Origin of the sequence: Bacteroides sp. AF29-11 (genome assembly GCF_003602895.1) — a bacterium.
Classification (GTDB): Bacteria; Bacteroidota; Bacteroidia; order Bacteroidales; family Bacteroidaceae; genus Bacteroides; species Bacteroides uniformis.
On sequence record NZ_QTLY01000012.1, the window covers coordinates 87,174 to 106,837 of the forward strand.

13 protein-coding genes are annotated in these 19,664 nt (G+C 49.5%); 11 read left to right on the forward strand and 2 right to left on the reverse strand.

Features of this window, described 5'->3' with window-relative positions; genetic code table 11:
• Positions 1–38: 38 nt before the first annotated feature.
• The 6 genes from DWZ03_RS19015 (at position 39) to DWZ03_RS19040 (ending at position 8,590) form a co-directional block, all read left to right on the forward strand.
• Positions 39–1,055 carry an efflux RND transporter periplasmic adaptor subunit gene (locus DWZ03_RS19015; RefSeq protein WP_022400662.1) on the forward strand — a complete coding sequence of 339 codons (1,017 nt, stop codon included), beginning with the start codon at positions 39–41 and terminating at the stop codon, positions 1,053–1,055.
• Positions 1,056–1,157: 102 nt separating this feature from the next.
• Positions 1,158–4,328 carry an efflux RND transporter permease subunit gene (locus DWZ03_RS19020; protein WP_120130532.1) on the forward strand — a complete coding sequence of 1,057 codons (3,171 nt, stop codon included), beginning with the start codon at positions 1,158–1,160 and terminating at the stop codon, positions 4,326–4,328.
• Between the two features lie 51 nt (positions 4,329–4,379).
• The gene (locus DWZ03_RS19025; RefSeq protein WP_005825638.1) at positions 4,380–4,673 is read left to right on the forward strand and encodes a PG0541 family transporter-associated protein; all 294 of its coding nucleotides are present in this window, start codon (positions 4,380–4,382) and stop codon (positions 4,671–4,673) included.
• A gap of 123 nt (positions 4,674–4,796) precedes the next feature.
• Complete coding sequence (locus DWZ03_RS19030; RefSeq protein WP_009037291.1) at positions 4,797–6,176, forward strand: SGNH/GDSL hydrolase family protein; 1,380 nt, start codon at positions 4,797–4,799, stop codon at positions 6,174–6,176.
• Positions 6,139–7,095 carry an SGNH/GDSL hydrolase family protein gene (locus DWZ03_RS19035; RefSeq protein WP_120130533.1) on the forward strand — a complete coding sequence of 319 codons (957 nt, stop codon included), beginning with the start codon at positions 6,139–6,141 and terminating at the stop codon, positions 7,093–7,095. Before DWZ03_RS19030 ends, DWZ03_RS19035 begins: the two co-directional genes overlap by 38 nt.
• Complete coding sequence (locus tag DWZ03_RS19040; RefSeq protein WP_120130534.1) at positions 7,082–8,590, forward strand: MBOAT family O-acyltransferase; 1,509 nt, start codon at positions 7,082–7,084, stop codon at positions 8,588–8,590. Before DWZ03_RS19035 ends, DWZ03_RS19040 begins: the two co-directional genes overlap by 14 nt.
• On the opposite strand, the gene DWZ03_RS19045 is transcribed toward DWZ03_RS19040, so the two are convergent.
• Together DWZ03_RS19045 and DWZ03_RS19050 are read right to left on the reverse strand one after the other, a co-directional pair.
• Complete coding sequence (locus DWZ03_RS19045; protein WP_005833489.1) at positions 8,591–10,258, reverse strand: beta-N-acetylhexosaminidase; 1,668 nt, start codon at positions 10,256–10,258, stop codon at positions 8,591–8,593. It lies immediately after the preceding gene.
• A 90-nt stretch (positions 10,259–10,348) separates the two neighbouring features.
• Positions 10,349–11,185, reverse strand: coding sequence for a helix-turn-helix domain-containing protein (locus DWZ03_RS19050; RefSeq protein ID WP_016271980.1), 837 nt, complete (start codon positions 11,183–11,185; stop codon positions 10,349–10,351).
• Between the two features lie 190 nt (positions 11,186–11,375).
• Between DWZ03_RS19050 and DWZ03_RS19060 the strand changes: the two genes are divergently transcribed.
• The 5 genes from DWZ03_RS19060 to DWZ03_RS19085 all read left to right on the forward strand — a co-directional run bounded on the left by DWZ03_RS19060 (position 11,376) and on the right by DWZ03_RS19085 (position 18,894).
• A complete protein-coding gene (locus DWZ03_RS19060; protein WP_005825620.1) occupies positions 11,376–12,491 on the forward strand; it encodes an efflux RND transporter periplasmic adaptor subunit in 1,116 nt (371 codons plus the stop codon).
• Between the two features lie 20 nt (positions 12,492–12,511).
• Positions 12,512–15,703, forward strand: coding sequence for an efflux RND transporter permease subunit (locus DWZ03_RS19065; RefSeq protein WP_005833480.1), 3,192 nt, complete (start codon positions 12,512–12,514; stop codon positions 15,701–15,703).
• A gap of 31 nt (positions 15,704–15,734) precedes the next feature.
• The gene (locus DWZ03_RS19070; protein ID WP_120130535.1) at positions 15,735–17,135 is read left to right on the forward strand and encodes a TolC family protein; all 1,401 of its coding nucleotides are present in this window, start codon (positions 15,735–15,737) and stop codon (positions 17,133–17,135) included.
• Positions 17,136–17,321: 186 nt separating this feature from the next.
• Positions 17,322–18,041 (forward strand): SGNH/GDSL hydrolase family protein, encoded by a 720-nt coding sequence (locus DWZ03_RS19075; protein WP_005825612.1) that lies wholly within the window; start codon positions 17,322–17,324, stop codon positions 18,039–18,041.
• 244 nt (positions 18,042–18,285) lie between these two features.
• The gene (locus DWZ03_RS19085; protein WP_005825608.1) at positions 18,286–18,894 is read left to right on the forward strand and encodes an HU family DNA-binding protein; all 609 of its coding nucleotides are present in this window, start codon (positions 18,286–18,288) and stop codon (positions 18,892–18,894) included.
• The last annotated feature ends 770 nt before the right edge of the window (positions 18,895–19,664 follow it).

The window sequence follows — 19,664 nt, forward strand, 5'->3', positions numbered from 1 at the left end:
AAGAACTAAGAATGAAGAATAGAAATAAGAACAACGATATGAAAAAAGGTTTTCAATGGATGGCCCTGCTGGTTGTTGCCATGCTGGGGGCATGTAGCGGAGGTAGTGATAAAGCTGCTGCTGAGAAGGTGGACGAAAAGCCGAGGGTGAAACTGGCCGAGGTGTCGTCCCGTCCCGTGGAACAGATTCAGGAATACACCGCTACGGTGGAAGCCGAAGTAAAAAACAATATTGCTCCCTCTTCTCCGGTGCGTATAGACCGCATTTTTGTGGAGGTGGGCGACCGCGTGTCGAAAGGCCAGAAGCTGGTCAGCATGGATGCTGCCAATCTGAAGCAGATAAAATATCAGTTGGACAACCAGCAGATAGAGTTCAAGCGTATTGACGAGTTGTATAAGGTAGGCGGTGCCTCCAAGTCGGAGTGGGATACCGCCAAGATGAATCTCGACATCCGTGAGACTTCCTATAAGAATCTCTTGGAGAACACCTCGTTGCTCAGTCCCATTAACGGGGTGGTGACGGCACGCAATTACGATAACGGAGATATGTATAGCGGTGGAGAACCGGTACTGGTAGTGGAGCAAATCACTCCGGTAAAACTATACATCAACGTATCCGAAGGCTACTTTACCAAAGTGAAGAAGGGCGCTCCCGTATCCGTGAAAGTAGATGTCTATGGTGACGAGGAGTTCGAAGGCAAAATCAGCCTTGTTTATCCTACCATCGACCCGGCTACCCGTACTTTCCCGGTAGAGATACAGCTTGTCAACCGTGATCAGCGCGTACGTCCGGGAATGTTTGCCCGCGCCACGCTGAACTTCGGAACACAGGACCACGTGGTTGTTCCCGACCTGGCCATTGTGAAGCGTGCCGGTTCAGGCGACCGCTATGTCTATGTCTACAAGAACGGCAAGGTGTCTTATAATAAGGTAGAGCTTGGCCGTCGTATGGATACGGAGTATGAGTTGATTTCCGGTGTAGACAATAACTCTCAAGTTGTTATTGCTGGGCAGTCTAAATTAGCCGATGGTGTGGAAGTCGAGGTAGAAAAATAATATGGTAATGTGGTAATGTGATAATATGCTAATGTGCCGATGTAGCTACATTGCGCAGCCAATTAGCATATTAGCACATTGGCAAATTAAAGAATTAATCTTATGAGTTTATACGAAGGAGCGGTTAAGAAACCGATTATGACCTCGCTCTGCTTCCTGGCAGTGGCTATATTTGGTCTGTTCTCTCTGTCGAAATTGCCGGTAGACCTTTATCCGGACATCGAGACCAACACCATTATGGTGATGACGACCTATCAGGGTGCCAGTGCCTCGGACATCGAGAATAACGTGACCCGTCCGTTGGAAAACGTGCTGAATTCGGTCAGCAACTTGAAGCATATCACTTCCCGTTCGTCGGAGAATATTTCCGTGATTACGCTGGAGTTTGAGTATGGGTATGACATAGACGTGCTGACGAACGACGTGCGTGATAAACTGGACATGGTGAGCTCCATGCTGCCCGATGAGGTCGAAACTCCCATCATCTTCAAGTTCAGTACGGACATGATTCCTATCCTGCTGCTCTCCGTGCAGGCGGAGGAGAGCCAGCCGGCTCTTTACAAAATATTGGATGACAACGTGGCGAATCCCTTGGCGCGTGTGCCCGGTGTCGGTACGGTGTCCATTTCGGGTGCCCCCAAGCGTGAGGTCAATGTATATTGCGACCCCAATAAACTGGATGCCTACAACCTTTCTGTAGAAACTATCAGCTCTATTATCAGTGCCGAAAACCGGAATACGCCGGGCGGTACGTTTGATGTAGGTAGCAATACCTATTCGCTGCGTGTGGAAGGTGAGTTCAAGGATCCCAAAGAGATGGAGAACATCGTGGTAGGTACGCACAACGGTGCTTCCGTCTATCTGCGCGATGTGGCAAAAGTTGTGGACTCTGTGGAGGAACGTGCACAGAAGACGTATAGCAACGGTGTGCAGGGCGCTATGATTGTGGTGCAGAAACAATCGGGTGCCAATTCTGTAGCCATTTCGCAGAAGGTAATTGATATGTTGCCACAGTTGCAGAAGTCACTGCCGAGCGATGTGAAGCTGGGGATCATTGTCAATACTTCCGATAACATCTTGAATACGATAGACAGCTTGGAGGAAACCATTATGTACGCTATGCTGTTCGTTATCTTGGTGGTGTTCGTTTTTTTGGGGCGTTGGCGTGCCACGGTCATCATCTGTATCACCATACCGATGTCACTGGTTGCCTCGTTCATCTATCTGGGTATCATCGACGGCGGTTCACTGAATATCATCTCGCTCTCTTGTCTCTCTATTGCTATTGGTAACGTGGTGGACGACGCCATTGTGGTACTCGAGAATGTAACGACCCATATTGAACGGGGTTCCGAACCGAAGCAGGCAGCGATACATGCCACGAACGAGGTGGCCATCTCCGTAATTGCATCTACGCTGACTATGATTGCGGTATTCTTCCCATTGACGATGGTAAGTGGTATATCCGGTGTGTTATTCCGTCAGTTGGGATGGATGATGTGTGTGATTATGACGGTTTCCACAGTTTCAGCCTTGTCATTCACCCCGATGATGTGTGCGCAGCTTCTGCGTTTGCAGAAAAAGCAGAGTAAGATGTTCGTTACGCTCTATACGCCGATTCAGCGTGCGCTGGACGGTCTTGACGTGTGGTATCAGAACCGGTTGAACTGGGCTGTGCGCCATCGTCTGACGGTTATGGCAGGCTGTGCCGCATTCTTTGTGGCAAGTCTGTTCTGTGCCAAGTATATCGGTACCGAGTTCTTCCCGGCAGCAGACAATAGCCGCATCGGTATCAACCTTCAGTTGCCCATCGGGGCCCGTGTGGAGCGTGCGGAAGCGTTGGCTTCGGAACTGACAAACAAGTGGATGACGCGCTACGGAGATATGATGAAAGTTTGCAACTACACTGTGGGGCAGGCGGACTCTGACAATACGTTTGCTTCCATGCAGGACAACGGTAGTCATATCATTAGTTTCAATATCAGTCTGGTGAGTCCGGGAGACCGTGACGTGACACTGGAAACCGTTTGCGACGAAATGCGTGAGGACTTGAAGGGGTATCCCGAATTGGACAAGGCGCAGGTTATTCTGGGCGGTAGCACAGGCGGCATGAGCGCCCAGGCAAGTGCCGACTTTGAGGTTTATGGTTACGACTTCACCGCTACGGACAAAGTGTCAGCCGAACTGAAAGAGAAATTGTTGCAGGTGAAAGGTGTGAGTGAAGTGAACATCAGCCGTCAGGATTATCAGCCCGAATATCAGGTGGACTTTGACCGTGAGAAGCTGGCATTGCATGGCTTGAATCTTTCTACTGCCTCCAACTATCTGCGTAATCGTGTAAATGGTGCTTTGGCATCTTATTATCGCGAAGATGGTGACGAGTACGACATCCGTGTGCGTTACGCTCCCGAATTCCGTACAAAGATTGAAGATTTGGAGAACATCCTTATTTATACGCCTTCCGGTGAGGGTATCCGCGTGAAAGACCTCGGCAAAGTAGTCGAGCGTTCTGCTCCTCCTACCATCGAACGTAAAGACCGTGAGCGTATTGTTACTGTATCTGCGGTTATTTCGGGAGCACCTTTGGGCGATGTGGTGGCCGATGGTAATGCTATAATTGATAAGATGGACCTACCAAGTGGTGTTTCTATCCAGATTTCGGGTTCGTATGAGGACCAACAGGATTCATTCTCCGACTTGGGAACGCTGGCTGTATTGATTGTTATTCTCGTATTCATTGTGATGGCAGCTCAGTTTGAGTCTTTGAGTTATCCGTTCATCATCATGTTTTCCATTCCATTTGCATTCAGCGGTGTGTTGATGGCATTATTCTTTACGGGAACCAATTTGAATGTGATGTCGCTTTTGGGTGGAATCATGTTGATTGGTATTGTGGTGAAGAACGGTATCGTACTCATAGACTACATCACGCTTTGCCGCGAACGTGGTCAAGCGGTGCTTCACTCTGTAGTCACGGCAGGCCGCAGCCGTTTGCGTCCGGTATTAATGACTACACTGACCACTATCCTCGGTATGGTGCCGATGGCTGTAGGGCAGGGTGAAGGTGCCGAGATGTGGCGTCCGTTGGGTGTTGCCGTAATTGGCGGTCTGACGGTATCTACCATTCTGACATTGATTCTTGTCCCCGTACTCTATTGCTCGTTTGCAGGTGTTGGTATCCGCCGCACGCGTAAGAAGATTAAGAAAGACCGTGAGCTGAATGATTATTACCAGTTGCATAAGGAGAAGATGACGAAACCACGTAAACAATGATTAATCATTATCCGTTAATCATTAAACATTAATCACTAAACATTATATAGCGTGAAATCAGTATTTATAACATTCGACCAAGCGTTCTTTGAACGTATCATGGCATTGCTTGACCGCCACAACTGCCGCGGCTTCAGCTATTGGCAGCAAGTACAGGGGCGTGGCAGTAAGACGGGGGAACCGCACTATGGCAGCCATGCCTGGCCCAGTATGTGTTCCGCCATCATCACTATCATAGATGAGGCTAAGGTGGCTCCGTTGCTCGAAGCGCTCCACCGGATGGACAAGGAGACCGAGCAACTCGGACTCCGTGCTTTTGTTTGGAATATCGAACAGACCATTTAATCGGGTCTGCTCTGTCTATAACCGTTATCCCCGGAGAAAAAATCTTGTTTCTTTGGGGATAATTCTTTTTTGTCCGGAGAGATTTTTTCAACCTATATCTATATCTTTGCGGCCACATTAGGTATGGAAAAGAATTCATTGAAATATACGGGTCTGTTGGCGTTTATCGTATGGGGTGCATTGTTGCTGATGCATCTGTTGCCAAGTATTACGATGGGTGGCCGTGTGCTGAGGCGTGTGGATATCTTGGGGGACGTGCGTCGTCCTTCCAAGCCGGTGAGTGAGCCGGACAGCCTGCTGCCTCCGCCCCCGAAGGTGAAGCCCGCCTTTGTGGACACCTGCCGTGCGGGCATGACGTGCATTGAAGATTACAGCGATTCTACCATGCGTGGCATGACGCGGTTCTATCAGGCGCTCGACGAGCTTGCCAAAGCACCCCGTCCGGTTCGTATCGCCTACTTCGGCGACTCCTTTATCGAAGCGGATATTCTGACGGCTGATTTACGCGAGATGCTTCAGCAGAAATATGGCGGTTGCGGAGTAGGTTTTGTCACCATTACGTCCATGACCAGTGGCTTCCGTCCTACAGTGCGTCATTCCTTCAGCGGATGGCAGAGTCATTCTGTCATGGACTCCGTGTTCTTTGACCGTAGCAAGCTGGGAGTCTCCGGACATTACTTTATTCCGAATACCGGTGCTTATGTGGAACTGCGGGGGCAGAAGAACTATGCCTCCCGTCTGGATACTTGCCAGCGTGCCAGTATTTTTTTCTATAACCGTGGCACAACCACCCTTTCTGTCCGCGTCAATCGTGGCGAAGCAACTACCGAGACTTTTGAGCCGATTGATGATTTGCAGGAGATGACGGTAGAGGGAAATATCGGTTCTGTCCGTTGGACGGTGGAAAGTGCGGACTCCACCTTGTTTTATGGCCTTGCCATGGACGGTACTTCCGGCATTGTGCTGGATAACTTCTCACTGCGTGGCAGCTCCGGCCTCTCCCTCCGTTCTGTTCCCGTGTGGATGATGCGCGAGTTCAACGAGCAGCGACCCTACGACCTGATAATCCTGCAGTACGGACTGAATGTAGCTACGGAGCGCGGACGCAATTACGACAGGTACATTGCAGGTATGCAGACAACGGTGGAACATCTCAAGGAAGCCTTTCCGCAAGCTGCCATCCTTGTGGTCAGCGTGGGCGACCGTGACTATAAGACCGAAGAAGGGGAGCTGCGTACCATGCCCGGTATCAAGAATCTGGTTCGTTATCAACAGAATCTGGCGGCAGATGAGGCTGTCGCTTTCTGGAATATGTTCGAGGCTATGGGTGGGGAAGGCAGTATGGCAGAGATGGTGCATGCCAAGCCGTCACTGGCCAATTATGATTATACGCACATCAACTTCCGTGGTGGAAAGTATCTTGCGGGATTGCTTTATGAGTCTTTGATTTATGGTAAGGAACAGTATGACAGAAGGAGGGCCTACTATGAAGAGGAGCCATAAGGAGGATTCACGATTGTACGATTTACGATGTACGATTTGCTGCGCGGTGCTGGTGCTGATTGCGGCGATAGGGCCGCTCCATGCACAAGATGTATTGCCGGGCAGCCTTTCGTGTCATGTCGGCGGAACGGATTGTGATACTCTCTGCCTCTATTCCCAACGTACGGATACGGTGTCTGTCCCTTTGATAACTTTTCCCGCCGCATTCCGGCAAATGAAGGAGAATGTACTTACCGACAGTCTGGGTATTCTTAATCCTTTCTGGGAGAAGCTACGTCTGTCCCGGCTGGGCGCTTCCGCTGATACGCTTCGCATCGTACATGTGGGCGACAGCCATATACGCGGCCATATCTTCCCCCGTACCACCGGTGCGTTGATGCAGGACACTTTCGGGGCAGTCTCTTATACCGATGTAGGTATCAACGGTGCATTTTGTACTACTTTCACCCGTCCGGACCGTATTGCTGATATTGCGGCTCTGCATCCCGACCTGCTTATTCTTTCCTTCGGGACGAACGAAAGCCATAACCGCCGTTACAATACAATGCTGCACTATCGCCAGATGGACGACCTTGTACGCATGCTTCGCGAGAAACTGCCGAATGTACCGATGTTGATGACCACTCCTCCGGGCTCTTACGAGAGTTTCCGGCAGCGTCGCCGTCGTCGGACCTATAAGATTAATCCGCGTACTGCCGTTGCCGTGCAGACCATCCGCCGCTATGCCGATGAAAACGGATTGGCGGTATGGGACATGTACGAAATACTTGGCGGTACCCACCGTGCCTGCCTCAACTGGCAGGAAGCCGGATTGATGCGTCCGGACCATGTACACTATTTGCCGGACGGTTACCGCCTGCAAGGCGAGCTGTTCTGCCAGGCCTTGTTAAAAGCTTATAACGATTATGTGGAATATTGACGAATTTTTATCCGGATTGAATATAGACTTGGACCGTTTGCGCGATGTCTTCACTTATGACCCGCAAGCCCCGATGATATTCAGCAGTGGTATTTTCCTCTGGCTGTTTGTCGCTTTTATATTGGTTTATCTGTTGTTGCAACGCCGGACGACGGCGCGTTTGCTGTTTGTCACCTTGTTTTCCTATTACTTCTATTATAAAAGTAGTGGCACTTATTTCTTCCTGCTTGGACTGGTGACGGTCTGTGACTTTTTCATTGCACGCTTGATGGCACGCGAGGCTATTCCCTGGCTACGTAAGGCATGGGTTGTGTTGAGTCTGTTCATCAATTTGGGATTGTTGTGTTACTTCAAGTACACCAATTTTCTGGGCGAAACTTTTGCCTCGCTGACGGGAGGCACGTTCACGACAATGGATATTTTCCTTCCGGTGGGCATCTCTTTTTTCACTTTTCAGTCGTTGAGCTATACGATAGATGTGTACCGTCGCCAGATAACGCCTCTGACCAGTTTGTTGGATTATGCTTTTTATGTTTCTTTCTTTCCCCAGTTGGTGGCGGGTCCTATTGTACGTGCCCGTGATTTCATTCCGCAAATCCGTCGCCCGCTGTTTGTCTCCAATGAGATGTTCGGACGTGGAATCTTCCTCATCGTGAGTGGGCTCTTCAAGAAAGCGGTTATATCGGACTATATCAGCGTTAACTTTGTAGAGCGTATTTTTGATAATCCTACTCTTTATTCGGGGGTGGAGAATCTGATAGGTGTTTATGGCTATGCCTTGCAGATTTATTGCGACTTCTCCGGTTACAGTGATATGGCTATCGGCATTGCCTTGTTGCTGGGCTTCCATTTCAATATCAATTTCGATTCCCCTTATAAGTCCGCTTCCATTACGGAATTTTGGAGGCGGTGGCATATTTCGCTTTCCAGCTGGTTGCGCGATTACCTTTATATTTCTTTGGGAGGCAACCGGAAGGGGAAAATCCGCCAATATGCCAATCTCATCATTACCATGTTCCTGGGCGGCTTGTGGCATGGCGCTTCGTGGAATTTTGTACTTTGGGGAATGATGCATGGCGTTGCGCTTGCAGCCCATAAGTTCTGGATGACGCTTACCGGGCGTAAGAAGGGGACGGAGAGCCATGGCATCCACCGCTTCCTCGGAGTGCTTGTCACTTTCCATTTTGTTTGTTTCTGCTGGATATTCTTCCGTAATGCGGAGTTCTCCACATCAATGGATATGCTGAAGCAGATATTCACTACTTTCCGTCCGCAACTCTTCCCGCAGCTGGTAGAGGGTTATTGGGAAGTGTTTGCACTGATGGCATTGGGCTATCTGCTGCATTTTGTGCCCGACAGTTGGGAACGTGCTTGCACAAAAACAGTAATCCGCCTCCCCTTGTTGGGAAAGGCGGTACTGATGCTTGCTGTAATCTATCTGGTCATTCAGATGAAAAGTTCGGAGATACAGCCGTTTATCTATTTCCAGTTCTGATTACTTCTTCTCGGTCGCTGTGGAGTCTGCCTGCTGTCGGAAGGGTTCCCGGTAGTTGAGCCCGTCTCTCCGGTAGAGGCCGATGAGTCCGGCCAGTCGGGTAGTGAAGTTTGTATAATCTTTCTTTTCCAGTTGTGTCCATTGTACTTCGGCAAGGGCGGCCATACGGGGGAGAACCATATACTCTACCTGTTCGCTGGTCGGGATGTATTCTGTCCAAAGGTTGGCTTGTGTGCCGAGTATGTGCTTGGCTTGTTCTTCGGTCAGTGAGGCGGTAGGATTCAGACTGTATACTTTCTCCAATGGGACAAAGCCTCCGATGGCAAATGGTTCGTGCCGGGTATCCTCACTTTGGTAATAATCAAAGTAGCAATAGTCATTGGGTGTCATTATCACGTCGTGTCCCAGTTGGGCCGCCTTGATTCCTCCTGCCGAGCCACGCCATGACATAACAGTTGCGTTGGGGGCGACGTCGCCTTCCAGAATCTCATCCCAGCCGATAATCTGGCGTCCTTTACTATTGAGGAGCTTTTCGATACGTGTCATACAATAGCTCTGCAGACGGTCTTCGGCAGTATGGTTCTTGTCGGCTTTCAATTTTTCGGTTCTGATACGTGCCTGGCATTTGGGACACTTTTCCCAACGGGTGCGGGGAGCTTCGTCACCGCCGATGTGGATGTATTTGGAAGGGAATATGTCAATGATTTCGGCCATGACATCTTCGAGGAACTGCATGGACTTTTCGTTTCCGATGCACAGTACATCTTCGAATACGCCCCAACGTGGACACACTTCATATGGTCCACCGGTGCACCCCATTTCGGGATAGGCAGCCAGGGCGGCCAGCATGTGTCCGGGCAGGTCTACTTCGGGAATGACCGTGATATAGCGCTCCCCGGCATATTTTACGATTTCTTTGGCTTGCTCCTGCGTATAGAAACCGCCATATCGGGTATTGTCATACTCTTCGGTATTCCGGCCGATGACGGTACGGTCGCGCCAGGCGCCAATTTCCGTCAGCTTGGGATACTTCTTTATTTCTATTCTCCAGCCTTGGTCTTCGGTGAGGTGCCAGTGGAAGGTATTCATATTGTGAAGTGCCAGCAAGTCTATGTATTTTTTTACGAACTCAATGGGAAAGAAGTGGCGGCCCACATCGAGGTGCATGCCCCGGTAGCTGAAGCGGGGTTCATCCTGGATGCTGCCGGCAGGCAATAGGATAGAGGTGGCTTTGGTTTCGGCGGGGATTGATTTACGCAGGGTTTGTATACCGTAGAACACCCCGTTCTCGGTCTGTCCGTTTAGGGTCACCCGGTCGGCTTTGACGGTCAGCACATAGCCTTCCCGGTTGCCGATGGCCGGATCCAGTCCCAATGTGATGGCGCCTTTGGGCGCTTCGCTCCCCGGGGCAAGGGCTTCTGTCTGGAGGGTGTGGCCGGTGGACTGGCTGATGTATTCGGCCAAAAACTCGGCATTGCGTTTCAAAAGTTCATTGTGTTCGGGGTAGGCGATGATGGTACCGTCATTCAGGTTGAAGGGGGATTCCTGACTCAAGGCAACCTCCTGGGGCAGGGGAATGACTTGATAGTTGGCTGTTGTTTCTACTCCGCATGAAGAGCAGGCCAGGATGAGAGTGCCTGCAAGGAGCATGTGTGTAAGTTTTCTCATGGTATTGAACTGATTAAATTAGTGTCTGACAAATATAGAGAAAAAATACTAAAGAGGCAGAGGAGAAGGGGATAAATGCATGCTCATACCTCAGTTCTTCTTTGCTCTGTACTCCTTGGGTGACATTCCCGTGTGTTTCTTGAAATATCGTCCGAAGAAAGACTGGTCGGGAAAACGATATTTGTCGGCAATCTCTTTCAGTGACATGCCGGTGGATTGCAGTGCCATTTTCAGTTCCAATATCAGGTTTTCGTCAATGATTTCTTTGGCAGAATCTTCTGCCACTTGTTTGGTGATGGCAGATAGGTAGCGGGTCGAAATGCAGAGTTGGTCAGCATAAAAAGCGACATCCCGCTGGGTAGTACAGTACGTATGTACCAGATTTATGAACTTTTTGAACAATTCTTCTTTCCGGTTACTGCCATTGATTTGCTCTTCCGTAAAGTAACGTTGAACCTTGTCGTAGGTGTCGAGAAAGAAAATTTGCAGCAGGTTTTGTGCAATGGCTTCGCGATACAGATTTTCAGAATCGCGGTAGATGGCATTGCTTGCCGTGATGAGTCCTGTGATAGCACGAACCGGTTCGTCTTCGGTATGCGTATAGCATGCATTCTCTTTTATAAAATGTATGAAGGGCGGCTCTAAACGGAAGCATGCCGTCTTGAACATTGTCTCGGAATAGGCAAAGAAGTCCACCAGGAAATCTTTACTCGCACTTGTCAGTGAAATAATGGAACTTGGAAGCAGCGTAATGTGCGTATTGGGTACAATATGATATTTTCTTAAATCTATTGTGATATTTGCTTCTCCACGGGTGCAGAACATCAGTGCTCCATTGTTCATTTTCAGAAGACGTTCCCGGAAGAATTCCAGCTTGTCTGTTCCGGCTCTGAACGTTTCTTGTTTGGTAGTCAGTAATGGGTTCATATGTTAGATTGCTTATGATTTGCGGTTACAAAGGTACGAGTTCTTTTTGGATTGTTAAATGGCATGTTCCGAAAATGAACAGTCGTGTACCTTCAATGAAACAAATGGTTGTTCAAAAACGGCATACCTTTGCTGCCGGCTTAAAAAATGAAAGAGAAAGCCGACGTATTATTTTTTTAAGATAAAAAGTATGATAACAAAAAAGAGTATGATGAAACAGATGATGACCGTCATCTGTAGTGCAACACTGGCAGCCTGCGGCAGCGCGCCTGTCGTGCAACCCCAGTCGGAATATCAGGTGATGACTATTTCGACTACCGACAAAGAACTGCAGACAATTTATTCCGCAGCCATCCGCGGACGGCAGGACATTGACATCTATCCGCAGGTGTCCGGTACACTCACCAAACTTTGTGTGGAGGAAGGACAGACCGTGCGTCGGGGGCAAGTCTTGTTTATTATCGACCAGGTGCCCTATCTGGCAGCCTTGCGCACAGCAGAAGCCAATGTGGAAGCTGCCCGTGCCGGCGTGGCCACTTCGCAACTGACATATGACAGCAAGAAGGAGCTTTATGCCCAGAAGGTGATTTCCGAGTTTGACTTAAAGACTTCCTACAACAGCCTGCTGACAGCGAAAGCCCAGTTGGCCCAAGCCGAGGCGCAGCAGGTGAATGCCGCCAATAACCTCTCTTATACAGAAGTGAAGAGTCCGGCAGATGGAATGGTAGGTACGCTCCCTTATAGGGTGGGGACGTTGGTCAGCGCCAGTTTGCCCAAACCACTGACGACCGTATCCGATAATTCTAATATGTATGTCTATTTCTCCATGACAGAGAATCAGTTGCTTGACCTCACCCGCCGCTACGGCTCCAAGGATAAGGCGCTGGCAGAGATGGACTCTATCGAATTACAGCTCAATGACCGTTCTGTCTATCCGCAAGAAGGTAAGATAGAAACTATCAGTGGTGTAATTGATACCTCTACGGGTACAGTCAGTCTGCGTGCCGTGTTCCCCAATAAAGAGGGATTGCTGACCAGTGGCGGTTCGGGCAACGTCATCATCCCGGTACGGAAAGAGAACTGCATCGTTGTTCCCCAGAGTGCCACTTACGAAGTACAGGACAAGGTCTATGTATATAAGGTAGTTGACGGCAAGGCGCAATCAGTTCCCGTGCAAGTGACCCGTGTGAATGGAGGTCAGGAATATATCGTAGAGAGTGGCTTGAAAGTGGGGGACACAATTGTGGCCGAAGGCGTGGGCTTGCTGCGTGAAGGTACCTCCGTCCAACCCAAAACGAATGAATGATAATTTTTAACCGATAGAATATGAACCTCAGAACTTTTATAGAACGCCCCGTTTTTTCGGCAGTCATCTCCATTACGATTGTCATTCTGGGCATCATCGGATTGTTCACCTTGCCCGTTGAGCAATATCCCGACATTGCGCCGCCCACCATCATGGTGAGCACCACTTACTATGGTGCCAGTGCGGAAACCCTTCAGAAAAGTGTTATCGCTCCGTTGGAAGAGGCCATCAACGGTGTGGAGGACATGACTTACATGACTTCTACCGCCAGCAATGCAGGGTCGGTTTCCATTACTGTTTACTTCAAGCAGGGTACAGACCCGGACATGGCGGCGGTCAATGTGCAGAACCGTGTGTCCAAAGCTACGGGGCAGCTTCCTGCCGAAGTAACCCAGGTGGGTGTCACCACCAGCAAGCGGCAGACCAGTATCTTACAGATGTTCTCTTTATATAGCCCTGATGACAGCTATGACGAGAACTTTCTTGCCAACTATATCAGTATCAATCTGAAGCCGCAGATTCTCCGTATCTCCGGTGTGGGCGATATGATGATTATGGGTGGTGACTACAGCATGCGTATCTGGATGAAACCGGATGTCATGGCGCAGTACAAGCTGATACCTTCGGATGTGACGGCTGTGCTGGCAGAGCAGAATATCGAATCGGCCACCGGGTCGTTTGGTGAGAACTCGGATGAGACGTATCAATATACCATGAAATATACGGGACGCCTCATTACTCCTGAGGAGTTCGGCGACATCGTCATCCGTTCTACCGAAGACGGCGAGGTGCTGAAACTGAAGGACATCGCCGATATAGAGCTGGGTAAGGACAGTTATGCCTACAAAGGTACCATGGATGGACATCCCGGTATCTCCTGCATGGTGTTCCAGACCGCGGGCTCCAATGCCACGGAAGTGAACCGGCAGATTGACCGGCTCCTTGAAGAAGCACGCAAGGACTTGCCGAAAGGCGTGGAGCTTACCCAGATGATGTCCAGCAACGATTTCCTCTTCGCCTCTATCCACGAAGTGGTGAAAACGCTGATTGAGGCTATTATCCTGGTTATCCTGGTGGTTTATGTCTTTTTGCAAGACATCCGCTCTACGCTGATTCCGCTGGTAGGTATCGTTGTTTCACTGATTGGTACGTTTGCTTTCATGTCCGTTGCCGGATTCAGTATCAACCTGATTACGCTGTTTGCGCTGGTATTGGTGATTGGTACGGTGGTGGATGACGCCATTGTCGTGGTGGAGGCGGTGCAGGCACGGTTTGATGTGGGCTATAAGTCCTCCTATATGGCAAGTATCGATGCGATGAAGGGCATCAGCAACGCGGTTATCACTTCTTCACTGGTGTTTATGGCGGTGTTTATTCCGGTATCGTTCATGGGAGGGACTTCCGGTACGTTCTATACCCAGTTTGGGTTGACGATGGCGGTGGCCGTTGGTATTTCGGCGATTAATGCGTTGACACTCAGTCCCGCACTTTGTGCCTTGCTGCTGAAGCCTTATATCAATGAGGACGGAACGGAGAAGAATAATTTTGCTTCGCGCTTCCGCAAGGCATTCAACACGGCTTTCGAGGCGGTGGTCGAGAAGTATAAGAAGATAGTGTTGCTGTTCATCAAGCGCCGCTGGCTGGGATGGTCGTTGCTGGCACTTTCGGTGGTGCTGCTGGTATTCCTGATGAATACCACCAAGACCGGACTGGTGCCCGACGAGGACCAAGGAACGTTGTTTGTCAACGTTAGCACCGCTCCGGGTAGCTCGCTCAAGACGACAAATGACATTATAGACCGCGTGGAGAAGCGTCTGGAAGACCTTCCTCAGAAATTGCACTTGCAGAAAGTTGCCGGTTATGGTCTGCTGTCCGGGCAGGGAAATTCTTTCGGTATGATTATCGTGAAGCTGAAACCTTGGGACGAGCGTACGGCAAAGGAAGACCAGGTGCAGGCAGTCGTCAACCAGATATACGCTCGCACGGCGGATATTAAGGATGCTACAGTCTTTGCCATTGCTCCGGGTATGATTCCGGGCTATGGTATGGGTAATGCGCTGGACTTGAATGTGCAGGACAAGCAGGGAGGGGATATGAACACCTTCTTCCAGACCACCCAGCAGTATCTGGCGGCACTGAACCAGCGTCCGGAAATTTCGATGGCATACTCCACGTTCGATGTACGCTATCCGCAGTGGACCGTCGAGGTGGATGCTTCCAAGTGCAAACGTGCCGGGATTACTCCCGACCAGGTGTTGTCCACACTGTCGGGCTATTATGGCGGGCAATATGTCTCCAACTTCAACCGTTTCTCCAAAGTTTACAAGGTAATGATTCAGGCCGACCCGAAGTTCCGTTTGGATGAGGCTTCACTGAACAATGCCTTTGTGCGCATGTCCAACGGTGAGATGGCTCCGTTGAGCCAGTTCGTTACGCTGACCCGTTCCTACGGTGCCGAGTCCTTGAGCCGCTTCAACATGTTCAACTCCATTGCCGTGAATGCCATGCCTGCTGAGGGATACAGTACCGGTGACGCCATCCGTGCCGTACAAGAAACGGCGGAGATAGCCTTGCCGAAGGGATATGGCTATGACTTTGGTGGCATCACCCGCGAGGAAAGCCAGCAGAGTGGTACTACAGTCATCATCTTCGGTATCTGTATCTTGATGATTTACTTGATTCTGAGTGCGCTTTACGAGAGCTTTCTGATTCCGTTTGCCGTTATCCTGGCCGTTCCTGCGGGCCTGATGGGGTCGTTCCTTTTTGCCAGGATAGCCGGGTTGGAGAATAATATCTATTTGCAGACGGGACTTATCATGCTGATAGGTCTGTTGGCAAAGACTGCTATTCTGTTGACGGAGTATGCCGCCGAGCGCCGTAAAGCGGGAATGGGGCTGATTGCTTCTGCCGTCAGTGCGGCAAAGGCGCGTTTCCGTCCCATCCTGATGACGGTACTGACGATGATTTTCGGCCTTTTCCCCTTGGTGGTTGCCACGGGTGTCGGAGCCAACGGTAACCGTTCATTGGGTACGGGTGTTGTCGGTGGTATGTTCATCGGCACATTGGCGCTGCTGTTCATTGTTCCTGTCTTGTTCATCAGTTTCCAGTGGTTGCAGGAGCGGCTTCGTCCTGCCCAATCCCTTCCGACGAGCGACTGGCAGATTGAGGAAGAGATGAAAGTAAGCCGGAAGGAGATAGAAGAATCACATTAGTACATTATCGCGTAACTAACATAAAAAAATAATGAAGAAACAATTCATATTATTAGCTGTCGCCGGCTTGGTACTGACCAGTTGCGGCATCTATACCAAATACCAGCGCCCGGAGGACATCACGACCGATGGACTTTATGGACACGATTTGGATGGGCAAAGTCTGGATAGCCTGAGTCTGTTTGCGGCATCGGACACTACCTCCATCGCTTCCCTTTCCTGGCGCGAGCTTTTTACGGACCCGCAATTACAGTCGCTCATCGAACAAGCCTTGCAAGGCAACACTGACCTGCTTTCCGCCCGGCAACGTATCAAGGAGGCAGAAGCCACGCTGATGTCGGCCAAACTTTCGTACCTGCCTTCGTTTATGCTCACTCCGCAGGGTGGCGTCAGCAGTTTCGACAATTCCAAAGGCTCGTGGACCTATTCCGGCATTGCCTCGGCAAGTTGGGAAGTCGATATTTTTGGTAAGTTGACCAATGCCAAACGCCGTTCCAAAGCGCTCTACCTTCAAAGCTTGGAGTACGAACAAGCCGTCAGCACTTCGCTGATAGCTAATGTGGCCAATCTGTACTACACCTTGCTGATGCTCGACGAGCAATACCGCATTTCCGAAGAAACAGCCGCCAGTTGGCGCGAAAGTGTACGCACCATGCGAGCCATGATGGCTGCAGGCATGACGAACGAGGCGAGTGTTTCGCAATCCGAAGCCAACTGTCGTCAGGTGGAAGCTTCGCTGCTCGACCTCCGGCAGCAGGTAAAGGAAGTGGAGAACAGTCTCTCCATTCTGTTGGGCGATGTTCCGGGCACCATTGAGCGTGGCCGGTTGGCGGGGCAGGAGTTCCCGCAGGAACTTGCGGTGGGCGTACCTCTGCAATTGCTTTCCCGCCGTCCCGATGTGAAAAGTGCCGAACTCTCGCTGGCATCCGCTTTCTACAGCACCAATGCCGCCCGTTCTGCTTTCTACCCCTCCATCACCTTGAACGGTACAGCTGGCTGGACCAACTCGGCAGGAAGCATGATTGTCAATCCAGGAAAACTACTCTTCTCCGCCATCGGTTCGCTGACACAACCCTTGTTCAACAAAGGGCTGAACGTGGCACAGCTCAAGATAGCCAAAGCACAGCAGGAAGAAGCCAGGCTCGCTTTTCAGCAAGCTTTGCTCAATGCCGGTAGCGAAGTGAACAATGCTCTGACCCAAGTGCAGGTAGCCCGTGGAAAGACGGAGCTCCGCGCAAGGCAGATAACTTCACTGGAAACTACCGTCCGCAGCACCCGGTTACTGATGCAACACGGCACTTCCACCTATTTGGAAGTGCTCACTGCCCAGCAGGGGCTACTCTCTGCCCAACTGACACAGGTAGCCGACCGCTTTGATGAAATACAAGGTATCATCAACCTCTATCAAGCCCTCGGTGGAGGGCGGGAGTAAAATATACTCTTTCTCATCTTCATTCTCTCGCCCCTCTATCAATCCGGCATTTCCTTTTTTTGTGGGAATCCGATGGTAGAGGGGCTTTCATATAAGCGGGCTATGGCAAAAAAACTACGGTTTCTTGCCGTCAAACCGGGACAAACTTTATAACTTTGCGGCATACGACATAAAAATCTATCTATTATGAACTGCAAATCCTTGTTTTTTCTGGTTGTTTTTTCCCTGACCCTTATATCAGGGGTGTTTGCTCAAAAGAAAGTTTCTATTCTTGGCGATTCCTATTCCACTTTTTACGGTCATGTCTCTCCTGCCGCCAATCTCTGCTGGTATGGAGTTCCCGGCGAAAAGAAAGAGAATGATGTGACAAAGGTGGAGGAAACCTGGTGGTACCGTTTCATCCATGAGCACGGCTTTCAGTTGGAACGCAACAATTCCTATTCCGGCTCCACCGTCTGTCATACCGGTTACGAGAAAGCTGATTACTCCGACCGTTCTTTTATCACCCGTATTCACAACCTCGGCACCCCCGACATAATCCTTGTTTTTGGCGGTACCAATGACAGTTGGGCAGGTGCTCCCATTGGCGCATACCAATATGATGGCTGGACGAAAGCCGATTTGTATAGCTTCCGTCCTGCCTTTTGCTATCTGCTTGCATCTCTCAAGCAGCTCTATCCTGCGGCCAGGATTTATAATATTACCAATTCAGAATTATCCGAAGAGGTAACTGATTCCATGGATGAAATTTGCCGGCACTATGGCATCGAGAATATTCGTTTGCACGACATTGATAAACAATGGGGGCATCCTTCTGTGCAAGGAATGCAGAGTATCGATGCTCAGGTTTGGGAGTCTGTCTCCCCGATATTGGAGGCTTCTGTTTCTTTGCCTGCCAAGAACTAAGGACAGACTCATTGGGAGTTATCCTTTTCTATCCTAAATGCTAATCTTTCCACTGCCGTATTCTTTTCTTTCCACAGCTGTGGAAAGAAAAGAATACGGCAGTGGAAAGAAAGTAAAATCCTTGTGGCAAGAAAAATAATTAGTACCTTTACTGCCAGCTTCTGCCGATTTCGAGAACATTTCTTCCCCAAGTTTGCTGCAAGTTTCCCTCAATTCTCTATAAACCATTAATTTAAATTATTTTATGAGTGCTTATTATGACCTTTATGAAACGCCCGTCCCCGAAGGCGAGGAACCGAAGTCGCTGCATGCCCGTGTCTGTTCCAAGGGAACCATTTCTGGTAAAGAGTTTATGGAACGGGTTTTTCGTGAAGAACATATGCCCCACGCCATGGTTGTGGGTATTGTGCAAGCCATCACCACTACGCTTGGAGACTGGCTGGCAAAGGGCTATACGGTGGAGATAGAGGGACTTGGCTTCTTCAGCACCACGCTGAAGTGTACCCATCCGGTGATGAATAAGAAAGAAGTACGTGCGGAGTCGGTCAAGATGTCCACGGTGAAATTCCGTCCCGGCATCGAATTCAAACGTTATGTGGCAGGTAAGATGGAGTTGGAACGTGCGGATAAACGCTTTTTCCCGGATAAACCGAAAGCAATGGGCGACATGGTTGCCCGTGAAAAAAGCATGATGGACTTTCTGGAGGCTAATGTCTGTATTACTCGTGCAGAATATTCCCGCCTTGTCCATGTCACCGCCCGCCGGGCTTCGAGGGATTTGCAGACATTTATCGATTCCGGCGTGATTCGCAAGCGTGGTGCCGGCCGTTCTGTGGTCTATGTCAAGGGGTGAACTTAGTATATTCCGATGCGCGCGCGTATATATATAATGTGTCCCCTTCCTTCCTGCCTTCCTTTCCCTTTAAAAAATATGCTTTAAAACATATCTATCAATCAGCTAGTTATGAAAAAGTTCACGTAAACCCTCAAAAAAAGCTTGTATATATTTTGCAGATGTCCGTAAAAGCCCTACTTTTGCATCCGCTTTCGGGAACGAAGGCGGCGATGTTTTGACATTCTGACAGTAAAACGGAGCGGTAAGCTTCCATTTTTCTCTTCTTTGCCATAGGTTTCTTTCGGAACTTCGGTTTTGGAAAAGAAAAATGAAAAAAAACTTCCGAAACATTTGGAAGTTATGCTTTAAAGTCCTTACCTTTGCACCCGCTTTTGAAAACGAAAGCAGCGCGAGTTGACATTCTTCTTTCAAGAAACGGTGCCTGGTCCTTCTTCCTTTTTCTTTTTGCCTCCCTTTCGACAAGAGAGACGACGAGGAAAGAGAAAAGAGAAAAAATGAAAAAAAACTTCCGAAAATATTTGGAAGATATGCTTTAAAGTTCTTACCTTTGCATCCGCTTTCTGAAAAGAACAGCAATCGTGAAACGAGCGATCTTTGAACAGATTTACATAAACAATACAAGTAGTACAAGAGCAGGTGCTTCGCAAATTAATAATTGGAAACTAATGATTAAGGTGCGTTGTACCTGGGTAAAACAAAAGAACCGTCAATACTTATTTTATATAGATAGGTAAAGATAAACTTTTTGAATTCGAGCGTCCTGAACA